Genomic DNA, 13492 nt, shown 5'->3' on the forward strand with positions numbered 1-13492 from the left:
TAAGTGATCATCTCAAAATCATAGATTTTGGATGCCTACTTAAGATTTGGGATATCTACTTAAGATTTTGGATGTATGCTTAAGGAGGGGGATAGGATATATGAAAGCTTTAAAAAACTTTAAAAGCTTGCTGAGCTTCTTGATTTGCTATATGTTACTTGTAACATTATTGCCAACAAGTGTCTTAGCAGCAGCTAATTCAGACAGCAAGGTAATAAACAACAATAGCTTACTGGTTAAAGAAGGTGAGTGGCTATATTATAGAAACTCAAGCGATGGAGGTGCTATATATAAAATAAAAACAGATGGCACAGAAAATACAAAAATAAATGATGTAAGTAGCTCAAATATAAGTATTTACGGGGACTGGATTTATTTCAAAGTTATTGACCCTAAGGATGACAGCAAAAACTATGAAATGTTTAGAATTAAGAAAAGTGATTCTCAAGGAGCTGCCCAAGACTTGAAATTTAGCAGCAATAATGAAGTTTTTATAGGTGACTATATTTATTATGTAAAAAATAATGATGGTATATATAAAGTAAGGGCTGATGGCAGTGAAAAATCCCAAAAGATAGTAGATTGTAAACATGGTGGAATAAGAAAAAACTATATTTTTTATAGTAAACCAGATGCTAATGGCGGAGCTGTAGAAACTTATTTTATATCAAATTTAGATGGTAAAAATCAAACCGAAGTTGGAAGTGCTAATGACATAGTTAAATTTACAGATAACTGGATTTACTATGGAATATATAAAGACGGTTTGTATAAAATGAAGACTGATGGAAGTGAAAAAAGCAAGGTCAGTAATGATTCCTTTGCTTATGTACTAAATGATCAATGGATCTACGACTATAATAATGGTACGTCTTTATTTAAAAATATAGATGGATCAAAAAATATAAAAGAGTCAGGTGCTGGGTCTTTTAAAATGTATACTGGAGATGTGTGGACAGGCATAAACATGGTAGACAACTGGATTTATTTCCATGATTCAAATTATAAATGCTTAAGTATGGTAAATACAGATAATAGTCAAAAGATCAAATTGTATAGTCCTATATCAAAAGATTCTTTTGGTTATGATTCAAATCTAATGTCTTGCTTAAAAGATGGGGATTATGTTTATTATATAAACGACTTTAGTGATAGTGAAAAGTTTTTATATAAGTATGATATAAATTCAGGCAATTCACAAAGACTATCTCCTTTGGAAGATATACAAAAGGTTTCCGAGAACAAGAAGTGGGAAGTGAAGTTTGGAAAAGAGATTGATGAAAGTACAATAAACAGTAAAAATATTGTAGTTACTGATGGTGATAATCAAATAGTAAAAGTGGCTATAGCTCTCAACCCAGATAAAAAATCGCTGACTATAAGCAAAGAGAATGAGGGAAATTCTAAGTCTAATAATTGGGAAAAACAGCGTACTTTAGAAGGAAGGCAAATTTACAATTTGAAAATAAGTAAAGATGTAAAAAGTAAAGACGGAAAAGAATTAAATAAAAATATTGTAAAAATGTTTGAAGTAAATTAAATCAATAAAGCAGAGCTCTCTCTGCTTTATTATTTTAACACTGATGAAAGGAAAACAATAGCTATGAGGTATTTACTACTTATTGCAGCAATATTACTTATTCCGTATAATTTACTGCCTGTTAGTGTATGCGGAGCAATACTGTTATTAATATGCAGCATATATTTATTAAAAATAGAAAAGAACTTAATAGTTAACCAATATATATTTTATTCAATATTATTCTTAAATGTTATAGCAATACTATCCTTAATATACAGCAAAAATATAAATCTATTTTTTGATGGCTTCATTACATATCTAGCTGTTCTGCTGTTCTATTTATTATTTACGAATCTACATATGCCTAAAGTATTAGATTATTTTGCCTATATTACATCAATATCAGCTTTTATATTTATAATATTTCAAGGGCTTATATTAAATAAAAGAATAGATGGTACTTTTGGATATGCCAATACATATGGACTATTGCTGTTAATTGGTTTATATATGAATGAAATAAGAACAGAACAAAAGTTTAAGTCATCAATTCAATGGGTACTAATACTAGGGATACTACTTACTGAGTCAAGAAATACATTTATATATTTATTTATTTTTGCATTAATATGCTATTTTGCAGAATATAAAGAAAAGAACTATAGAATAGCAATAAATTTTTTTACGACGATTATATTTTATGGATTAGTTAAATATTTTGGACTAGGAACAGCCTTTGTTATACCAGTTTTTTATATACCCTTATATCATTTTTACAACAAGTCTGGTGTTAAAATAAAAAAACAGATATCTTTATTTTTTGCGATTGCTATAGTTGTATCTCTTTCTTTGTTGGTATTTGGAAAATTTAATTTTAACACTAGAGTGAGCAATATCAGTTTAGATTCAGGATCTCTTCAAGAAAGATTTATATATTATGAAGACTGTTTTCAAAGTATAATAAAAAATCCTTTGGGTTCTGGTATTAACTCATTTGTGTATAAACAGTATAAAAATCAATCCGCCTTTTATGACATAAAATACATTCACAATTCACTTCTGCAAGTTTGTTATGATATGGGAATACTAGGGCTAGCAGCCTTTATGTTTATATTCATATATGGAGTATATATGATACTAAAATCTGAGAAGGATAGATTAAAAGTTTTAAAGTTGGCTATGTTTTTAACGATCTATTTTCATAGTTTGCTAGATTTTGATTTTTCTTTTACTTCAATTTTTATAATAGTAGTAATGATAATGAGTTTTTTAGATAAACGAAGCAGCTTTACTATAAGAAAATCAGTTAAAATGTCTATGATAATTTTAGGATTGATAATTTCAGTATATATTTTAATAATTAATTCTTTAGTTTTCCTAGGAAATATATATGCAAAAAATGATATAAACAAATCCGTTGCTTTTTATCGAGCTAATAAAGCAATAACTATTAGAAATCCAGATATATACGTGCTTATGGCTCAGGCTTATAGAGGCAATAATATGTATAAAGAATGTCTAGCAAACTTAAAATTAGCAGAACAAGTTAATAATGAAGATCCTAGAATAAAGATGAATATTGCTTTTACCTATGAAAGACTTGGAGATATAGAGAATACAATAAAGTATTTTGATATAGTTTTAAGTTATGAAAGATATTATCCTGAAATATATAAAAGTTACTATTTGTACCTAGATAGTATTTATAAAAATACAAAGAATCATAGTTATAAAGTAAAAATGGATAATTTAAGAGAGCTTTACTATAAAAATTATTGTTCATTAAATAAGAAATCTATATTTTTAAGAAATCAGCTAGAGAATAATCTTAATTATGATATAAAAAATTAAAGAAAATAGTATAGTCAACATATTAATAAATTTTTATTTTTGTTTTCTTTTTATTTAATATGTTTCCTTTACAATAAGGCTATGGAAATAAATTAGAATATTGAAAGGGGAACTAAAAAATGAAAAAAATATTCATGTCGGTTCTAACAGCATCTGTAATATTAGGAGCTTCAACAGTAGCCTTTGCTGCAGGGGATACAACGATAACTAGTTCGGATAACACACAGGTTACTCAAACTCAAACACAAGATCAAACCACACAAAGTACGACATCATCATCTATAACATCGGATCAATTCTATTCAACAGTATATATGGACAAGATGACTACAATAGTAGATTTAAGAGCTCAGACTAAGGTTGCCTTAGATGCAAACAAAGCTATTGAAGAACAAATTAAAAATGGCATTAAAGCCTATAATACTTCTGGAGATATAGGGGGACAAGTTAAAACAGAAAGAGAAAAAGTTAAAAATGATATTACACAAACAAGAATGTTGGTTCAACAAAGGAATACATTACGCAAACAATTTCAAGCTGCAATAAAAGCTAATGATTCTGCAACTATGAAGAGTATAGAGCCTCAAATTCAAGCATTAACCTCTCAAATAGATTCTGAGAAAAAACAAGTAGATGCAGATAAAGCAGCGCTACAACCTCTAGTAGACCAATTAAAAACTGCTAACAATGCAAGAAAACAAAAACTTCAGCAATTGCAGCCTTTAATACAACAGAACAAAGATTTACATCAAAAAATTGTTCAAGAGGAAACAGCTAAAAATCAATTATGGAAATCCTATAGTGATCAAATTAAAGCAAGGGACTTTACTTCAGCAGGAAACACTTTGCAAAGTATTATAGATGCTAAGACACAAATTATTAAAGATATCAAGGCTAATGGAGATATATTAAACCAGTTGCTTAATGCTATAAATTCTCTTAATGGAACACAGCAATCTACAAATACAACTCAGCAGTAATATAGAGTTATGATAACTGGAGGAAGAAAAAATATGATTAATAAGAAGAGTGCTATAATGTTTTCTGTTGTATCCTTAATGGTATTAGCCATGTCTAACATAAAAGTTTCAGCACAAGGGACATCAAATAGGTTATGGGGAACAGATAGATATGAAACATCATCTCAGATATGCAGTAATGGCTGGACAAAAAGTGAATATGCAGTTATAGCTTCTGGAGAAAACTTTCCTGATGCTTTAGGAGCAGCTAGTTTAGCGAAGAAATATAATGCGCCTATTCTTTTAACAGAAAAAAATGGTCTTAATGAAAATACATCTAATCAGTTAGCAAAATTAGGAGTTAAACATGCTTTTATAGTTGGGGGACCTGGGGTAGTTTCATCTACTGTTGAGAGTCAAATAAAAAGTAAGGGAATAGCTGTAGATAGGTTTTATGGTGCAGATCGTTATGAAACATCTATAAGCATTGCTAAACAAATGGGAAATACTAGTGAAGTAGCAGTAGTAACAGGAGAAGACTTCTCAGATGGATTAAGTATAGGACCTATAGCAGCTAAAAAAGGAATCCCTGTAATATTAGTACCTAAAACTAATTTGCCTGCTGTAATTAAAAACTATATATCAGATAAAAATATATCTAAGACCTATATCATAGGGGAAAATGATATGATAAGTGATGAGGTCGCAGCTCAGTTTCCTAATGTAGAAAGAATAACAGGCAGCAACAGATATGATAGAAACATTAATATAATAAATAGATTTGAAGATGACATTAATTTCGATAAAGTTTGTATAGCTTCTGGAGAAAACTTTCCTGATGCTTTATCTGGTACAGCTTATGCTGCACTAAATTCATCGCCTATATTTCTAGTATCTTCAAATTTAAATGCAAATGCAAAAACATTTATATCATCAAAACTTGCTAAAATAAATACAGTAAATATTTTAGGCGGAGAAGCTGTTGTTTCTCAATCAATTTTAAATAACATAACTAATTCATCAGTTAACATACCAAAGTCTCCAACAACGGAAGATGACTCTGCCAATATACAAGAAGATGGAATAGATTTAAATAATCCTACACTAAATAACAGCACAAACACTGATGGAACTGAATATAACTTAAATGATTCAGAATTGAAATAGGGTATAAAAATGGAGTTAGAAAGTTCATCTGACTCCATTTTTATGTTGTAGAATCAAGGAGTTAAATATTAGCACACAGATAACGATAATAGAGTGTAAATATATAAAGATAATAAATTTCTAAAAGAGGTGCTGATATGGATAAAGAAAAAATATTGATTGTTGATGATGATAAGGATATTGTTAACCTTATAAGTGATATATTAGAAGATGAAAAATATGAAATAGACAAGGCTTATAATGGAACAGAATCTATTAATAAGGTGTTAGACAAAAATTTTAATTTGATTATTTTAGATATAATGCTTCCAGATATAGATGGTATAGAAGTGTGTAGAAAAATAAGAGATAAGTTTTTTGGACCAATAATATTCTTAACTGCTAAGAACAGAAATATAGATAAAATAATAGGTTTGGAAATGGGAGCAGATGACTATATAACTAAGCCTTTTGATGATGGAGAACTATGTGCTAGAGTAAAAGCACATTTAAGAAGACAAAAAAGAATTGAAAACCCTCACTTAATTGAAAATGAAACAATTAAATATAATTACATAGAAGTTAACAAAAATTCCTTTGAAGCAGTTGTAGATGGAAGAAAGGTAGATTTATCTACTAGGGAATTTCAAATACTATGCTTCCTCATGGAAAACCCTAAAAGAGTACTAACTAGAGAACAAATATATAATGGAGTTTGGGGCTATGACGAATTTGGTGATATAAGCACTGTCACTGTACACATAAAAAAATTAAGAGAAAAAATTAATGATTGTGATAGATTCATAAAAACTATATGGGGGGCAGGATATAAGTTTATAGGTGAAAAAGAATAGTTTACTTAATAATTAAAAAGGTGAATCGAAATGAAAACTTTATATCAAAAAATAGGTGTAGTGTTGACACTAGGCTTTATACTACAAATTATAAGTTTCGGAGTTTTTTATAAACATGTAGTTACTAATAGAGTAATTTCCGAAATAAATTACCAGGAAAAAAAGAGACAAACTGTCATGCAAGAAGCAATAGCTGATGTACAGAAGGTTCATAAAAGGCAGGATAAGCTAGAAAAATCTGTTGAGGACATTTCTAAAAAATATAAGGTTTATTTTATTATTAAAGATGAGAATGGAGGCACCATTTATTCGACCAAGAGTTTAAAGAACCAAAGTGATAGTATACAGGAACAAGGCTATGTAAAAGTTTCAGGAAAGATTTCTTATGTGATTTATGGATATTTTCCGGAGACCGTTATAAATAATGGATTCCAGCTAAAAGGTCAAACTGGTAGGATTTTGATAGCTACTATTATAATAACTGTTTCTATAATAATACTTATTATAATATACAGATTTATAGCTGATCCATTAAAGAAGTTAAGTAAAGCAGTTAATGACATACAATACGGTAATACAGTAATTGAAATACCTTACTATGGGGATGATGAATTAGGGGTTCTGTGTAGAAATTTTGAAGAGATGGGGAAAAGATTGAAAAAATCTGAAGATAACCAGCAGGAGCTTATTCAGGCTATATCTCATGATATTAAAACACCTCTTACGTCTATTATAGGTTATTCTAAAAGGTTAGTAGAGGGCAAGGTAAAAGATGATAAGCAAATTCAGTATCATAATATTATTTATAACAAAGCTATTGAGTTAAAGCTTCTTTTAGAAGAGTTAGAAGACTATTCAAATATAAATTCTGTAAGCAAATATAGCAAAGAGCCTGTAAATTGTAGAAAGATGTTTGAGCAGTTAAATTTAGAGTTAGAAGAAGAAATTGAGGGAAAAGAAGCTCAATTACATTACTTAAATAGGATAGATGAAAATATAATTTTAAATTTTGATGTTAAAAAAATGAAAAGAGTATTTATTAATTTGATACATAACTCTCTAAAATATGCTGGTGATAACTGCATTATAAATATAACAGGTATTAGCAAAGATACAGTTTTAAGATTTGAAATAAGTGATAATGGAGAAGGAGTGCCAAAGGAACACTTAAATAAGATTTTTGATAGATTTTACAGGATAGATTCCTCAAGGTCTAGAGAAAAAGGAGGAACCGGCTTAGGACTTGCTATATGTAAAGATATTGTAGAAAACCATGGAGGACAAATAAGAGCAGAGAACCTTCCGACAAAAGGTTTTTCAATAATTATAGAATTTAAAATATAATAAGATATTACAAAATGTTAATAATTAATTTATTGAGTTTTAAAATATTAAGGGTATAATAAATTTATAAGCATATATAATGCTGAATAAAATATTAAGTGGTATTGAGAACTGTAAAATGAGAAAAGGTAGGTGAAGTTGTTACTAATTATTAAGATAAATTCTTATAATTTGGTAACATAAAGTCGATATGAATATAGCATTTTTTTTAACACCTAAAGAAGAAATAGTATATGAAAATGTCAATTCGACTATGAGGCAAGCATTAGAGAAAATGGAATACCATAGATATACGGCTATTCCTTTATTAGATGACCAAGGAAAGTATGTTGGAACACTTACAGAGGGTGATTTGCTTTGGAAACTAAAAAATACCTCAGGTTTAGATTTAAAAAGTACAAGCAAGATAAAATTAAATGATATACCTAGAAGAATGGTAAATAAGCCTATTCATATTAACTCAAACATAGAGGATTTACTTTATACTTCTGTAAGTCAAAACTTTATACCGGTAGTAGATGATAAGGAAATATTTATTGGAATAATAAAGAGAAGTGACATATTAAACTATTGTTATAAAAGTTTTGTTGAAGCACAATTAAAAGCATTAGTTGTAGATTAGAAATTGAATATATTTATTGCAAAGAAACTTAGTTTATAGATATTTATAATTATCATAACTAAGTTTCTTTCTTTTAAAAATAAGAAGGATTATTTTTATAATTTAAAGAAAAAATAAAGTATAGGAAAATCCTTAGATAATTAATATGTATTAAGGAGGAATTCAAGTGAAAAACGAAAATTGCGTAAGAGTTATCCCTTTGGGGGGACTTGGAGAAATTGGCAAAAACATAACTGCAATTGAATATAAAGACGAAATCATGGTAATAGACTGCGGAATATCTTTTCCTGAGGAAGACATGTATGGTGTAGATTTAGTAATACCTGATATATCATATCTGTTAGATAACAAAGAAAAAGTTAAAGGAATATTTTTAACTCATGGGCACGAAGATCACATAGGCTCAATACCATATTTTTTAAAACAGCTTAATGTACCTATTTATGGCACAAGATTGACTTTAGGAATAGTTGAAATAAAATTAAAAGAGCATGGTTTACTCAATAGCTCTGAGCTTCATGCGGTAGAACCTGGCGATACAGTGGAGCTAGAAAACTTTAAGGTTGAATTTATAAGAAACAATCACAGTATATCAGATTCCTGCTGTCTTGCTATCTTCACACCGGTGGGAGTTATACTACATACTGGAGATTTTAAAGTAGATTATACACCTATAGATGATAAAGTTATGGATTTAAAGCGCATATCTAATCTTGGAAGTAGCGGAGTATTATTGCTTATGGCGGATAGCACAAATGTTGAGCGTTCTGGTCATACAATTTCAGAAAGTTCTATAGGAGAAACATTGATTAAAATTTTCTCGAAAGCTGAAGGAAGGGTAATCGTGGCTACATTTGCCTCGAATATTCAAAGAATGCAGCAAATAGTCAATGCTTCTGTACAATATGGAAGAAAGATAGCCTTTAGTGGAAGAAGTATGGAAAACATATCTAAGGTTGCAATGGAACTAGGATACTTGCATATACCAGAACATTATATGATTTCTGTAGATGAGATTCGCAATTACCCGAATGAGCAGATAACTATCATAACTACAGGTAGTCAAGGAGAGCCTATGTCAGCTCTTGCCAGAATAGCCTTCTCTACTCATAAAATAATTAAACTTGAACCTAATGACTTAATTATTATATCTGCATCACCAATACCTGGCAATGGAAAGTTTATATCAAGAGTAATTAATGAACTATTTAAAAAAGGAGCAGAGGTTATTTATGAAGCATTAGAGGAAGTACACGTATCCGGCCATGCTTATAGAGAAGAGTTGAAATTAATTCATACACTAGTACATCCTAAGTATTTTATGCCAGTTCATGGTGAATATAGACATCTTAGACATCATTCAATATTAGCACAAAAGCTTGGTATGGAAAGTTCAAACACTTTTATTATGGAAACTGGTCAGGTTTTAGAGCTATCAGAAAATGAAGCTAAAATTTCTGGTAGAGTTCCGACTGGTATTGTTCTTGTAGACGGACTTGGAGTTGGAGATGTTGGGAATATAGTGCTTAGAGATAGAAGGCATTTAGCTGAAGACGGTATTTTAACAGTAGTTGTAACTATAGAAAAAGAAACCTACAATATCATTGCAGGACCAGATATAATCACCAGAGGCTTCATTTACGTAAAGGAATCAGAACCTCTAATTAATGAAGCAAAAGAAATCGTAAAAAAAGAATTGGATAATTGCTTAGAAAATAAAGTAATTGAATGGTACGTATTAAAATCTAACATGAAAAAATCTTTAGAAAAATTTTTATATGAAAAAACAAAAAGAAGACCGGTTATACTTCCAATAATAATGGAAATTTAACTTGTATTTCAAAACATAAAACTCCCCCAATGATATGAAGATAGCATTGGGGGAATTTTATAATGCAATTTTTTATAAATTCACTTAATATGATTACATATAATTACATTTATAGAGTGTAAAACAAGTGTTAATGATGTGAATTATAAATGAACATTAAATATAAATTATTTTATATAAAAATTTATTGCTATTTTTATCTATATATTTTAACATAAAAATGTTATAACAAAATAACTAAGGAGGCTAAAAAATGAGCATAACCGAAATATCAGTAAAAAGGCCTGCTGCTATCACCATGATAATAGCATTGCTGGTTGGTCTGGGTATATTAGGGTATACAAATCTAGGAGCGGATTTATTACCATCTATGACTATACCTGTTATTACCGTATCAACTCCATACAATGGTGCTAGCGCAGATGACGTAAAAAAAGATATTGTAAAACCTATGGAAGATGCCGTTTCTGGAGTAGCTGGAGTTGACACTATTAACTCTACCTCTAGAGAAGGTAGCGGAACCGTTATAATTCAATTTAAACAAAATGTTGACATGAACACAGCATTTTTAGATGTTCAAAAGTCAGTGTCTAAGGCTCAAGGGAAACTGCCTAACGATGCAGGAACTCCAGTAATCAATAAAATAGACATTAATGCTATGTCTGTAATGACACTTGCCGTTTCAGGAACTGCCTCTTTTGATGAAATATATAATCAGGCAGACAAAATAAAAACAGAGTTAGAAAAAGTGCCCGGTGTAGGACAAGTATCCCTTGGGGGGCAGACAAAAAACAATTAATTATAAAACTTGATAAAACTGCAGTTGAATACTATGGAATAACTATCAATTCAATATTAAGTAGGCTGAAGAGCGATAATGTCAGCATGCCTGCTGGGCAAATTAAGCAGGATAAGATAAGCCAATCAATAAGAGTTGTTGGAGAATTTCAAAACATTGATGAGGTAAAGAATGTACTTATACAAACCAATAATGGGGGAAAAGTACGTTTAGGGGAAATATCGGATATTAAACTAGAATATCCGGAGGCCACTTCCTTAACTAAATTAAATGGTAAAAAAACTATATCTATTGATATTCAAAAGCAGAGTGATGCAAATGTAGTCGAAGTTGTAAATAATATAAAAGATAAAATGACTGAAATACAAAAAACTACGCCTAAAAATATGAATATAATAACTGCTAGTGATACTACTGTATTCATAAAGGATTCATTAAATCAAATAAATCACAGCCTTATAGAAGGGGTTATAACAACCGCAATAGTACTATTATTCTTCCTTAAGAGCTGGAGATCTTCTTTAGTAGTTTTAGTAGCAATACCTACATCACTTATTTCTACATTCTTTATGATGTATGAATTAAAGTTTACGCTAAACATGATGAGTTTGATGGCGTTATCCTTATGTATAGGTATTCTAGTAGATGACTCTATAGTTGTATTGGAAAACATACAAAGACACTTAGCGCAGGGCAAAAACCCTATAAAAGCTGCTATCGAGGGAAGAAAAGAAATTGGAATGGCAGCAGTTGCAATTACTCTTTGTGATGTAGTTGTATTCTTGCCAATTGCATTTATGTCCGGTGTAATAGGCCAGTACTTTAAGCAGTTTGGACTAACTATAGTTTTTGCAACTTTATTCTCGCTGTTTGTATCCTTTACTATTACACCTATGCTTGCTTCTCGTCTTCTTAAAAGTAATGATAAAGACAAGAAAAATGCTGGCACAAAGCGTAAAAAACCTCTATTTGGAAAAGTATCTAGCGTAATTAATAGGTTTATGGATACTGCTACTGAGTCTTATAAAAAAATGCTTATTTGGTCTCTAAATAATAGACTTAAAGTATTAAGTGGTTTAATCATATGTATTATAGCAAGTATTGCACTAGTTCCATTAGGATTTATAGGTACAGAGTTTATGTCAAATTCTGACCAAAGTGCATTTTCAATTTCAATGACACTCACTCCAGGAACGAATTTAAAACAAACAGATGAAAAAGCTGCTCAGGTTGACAATTATTTAAAAACTATTAAAGAGGTTAAATATTACTATACACAAGTAAGTGATGCATCTGTAAAAATTAACGTTACATTATTTCCTAAAGCAGAACGTAAAAAAAGCCAGACCCAGCTTGCATCACAAGTACGTAGTTGGGGAAAGAAACAACTTACTGGAGTAAACTTTTTCGTATCTGAGTCTCAAATGGGAGGCGGCGGAGGTGGTGGTTCAAACTCTGCTATAAATATTAAAGTATCTGGTGATAATGCAGATACACTGAAAGACCTATCGAAAAAGGTTGAAGAGGAAGTTAAATCTGTTAAAGGTACTGTAGATGTAACTAATTCATTAGATGCAAATGATAGTGAACTTAGAGTGAAAATTGACAGACTTGCAGCAGCTCAGTATGGAGTTTCTGTTTCAGATGTAGCATCAGCCCTAAGAACAGGTATACAAGGTTCCTCAGCAGGTACATATAGAGGCGATGATGATGAATATGATATGACCTTAAAATTCATGGATGGACAAATTAAAAGTCCTTCAGATGTAGGGGCCATAAAAATACAAAATTCTTTATCCCAACAAATTTCCTTAGATCAAGTTGCGTCTATAGTGGAAGCGGATAGCCCTAAATCAATCAGGAGAGAAAATAGACAAGATGTAGTTACAGTATCAGCAAGTCTTGATGGTAGAGATTTAGGAAGTGTTAATAAAGATATTAGAAGCAAAATTGCAGCAATGTCTATACCAGTTGGATATTCAGTATCCTATGGAGGAAGCCAAAAGCAAATGGCAGATACCTTTGGTACCTTAGCAAAGGCAATAGTCGCATCCGTAGTTCTTGTATATATGATACTGGTAGTATTATATGAATCATTCTTAACTCCACTGGTAAGAATGTTGGCATTACCTTGTGCTGTAATAGGAGCTTTACTCATTTTAGCTGTAACCCACAATAGCATAAATATGATGTCTCTGATAGGCTTTATAATGTTGGACGGATTAGCATCTAAAAATGGTACATTGTTAATCGACTATACTAATACGCTGATGAAGCAGGGTATGAACTTAAAAGAAGCGCTTATTTCTGCGGGTACAACTAGACTAAGGCCAATTATTATGACTTCTTTAACAATGATTGTCGGAATGCTGCCATCGGCATTAGCTTTAGGTGAGGGAAGTGAAACTAGATCAGGTATGGCATGGGTTATAATAGGCGGAATGATAGCCTCTACAATATTATCACCTATTATTCTTCCTGTAGTTTACACATTAATGGACGATTTTAAAGATAAAATTTTAAAACATCGTAATAAGAAATCATATGTTACGGAGGCAAATTAA

Annotated in this window: 8 protein-coding genes and 1 pseudogene; all 9 read left to right on the forward strand. The window is 30.4% G+C overall.

Annotated elements, in window-relative coordinates; genetic code table 11:
- The first annotated feature begins 100 nt into the window (after positions 1–100).
- On the forward strand, positions 101–1540 hold the full coding sequence (locus tag RCG18_RS17245; protein ID WP_308037263.1) for a DUF5050 domain-containing protein: 1440 nt from the start codon (positions 101–103) through the stop codon (positions 1538–1540).
- 63 nt (positions 1541–1603) lie between these two features.
- Positions 1604–3373, forward strand: a complete 1770-nt coding sequence (locus RCG18_RS17250; RefSeq protein WP_308037264.1) for an O-antigen ligase family protein — start codon at positions 1604–1606, stop codon at positions 3371–3373.
- 119 nt (positions 3374–3492) lie between these two features.
- Positions 3493–4353, forward strand: coding sequence for a hypothetical protein (locus RCG18_RS17255; RefSeq protein WP_308037265.1), 861 nt, complete (start codon positions 3493–3495; stop codon positions 4351–4353).
- Between the two features lie 33 nt (positions 4354–4386).
- The gene (locus tag RCG18_RS17260) at positions 4387–5499 is read left to right on the forward strand and encodes a cell wall-binding repeat-containing protein (RefSeq protein ID WP_308037266.1); all 1113 of its coding nucleotides are present in this window, start codon (positions 4387–4389) and stop codon (positions 5497–5499) included.
- A 137-nt stretch (positions 5500–5636) separates the two neighbouring features.
- A complete protein-coding gene (locus RCG18_RS17265) occupies positions 5637–6332 on the forward strand; it encodes a response regulator transcription factor (protein ID WP_308037267.1) in 696 nt (231 codons plus the stop codon).
- Positions 6333–6362: 30 nt separating this feature from the next.
- The gene (locus RCG18_RS17270) at positions 6363–7676 is read left to right on the forward strand and encodes a HAMP domain-containing sensor histidine kinase (protein WP_308037268.1); all 1314 of its coding nucleotides are present in this window, start codon (positions 6363–6365) and stop codon (positions 7674–7676) included.
- A 190-nt stretch (positions 7677–7866) separates the two neighbouring features.
- Entirely contained in the window at positions 7867–8298 is a 432-nt protein-coding gene (locus RCG18_RS17275; protein WP_308037269.1) for a CBS domain-containing protein, read from the forward strand.
- A gap of 166 nt (positions 8299–8464) precedes the next feature.
- Positions 8465–10129: a ribonuclease J gene (locus RCG18_RS17280; RefSeq protein ID WP_308037270.1), complete on the forward strand. Its 1665-nt coding sequence runs from the start codon at positions 8465–8467 to the stop codon at positions 10127–10129.
- A 253-nt stretch (positions 10130–10382) separates the two neighbouring features.
- A pseudogene (locus RCG18_RS17285) lies at positions 10383–13492 on the forward strand (efflux RND transporter permease subunit).

It is taken from the genome of Clostridium sp. OS1-26 (genome assembly GCF_030915445.1).
GTDB lineage: Bacteria > Bacillota > Clostridia > Clostridiales > Clostridiaceae > Clostridium_AM.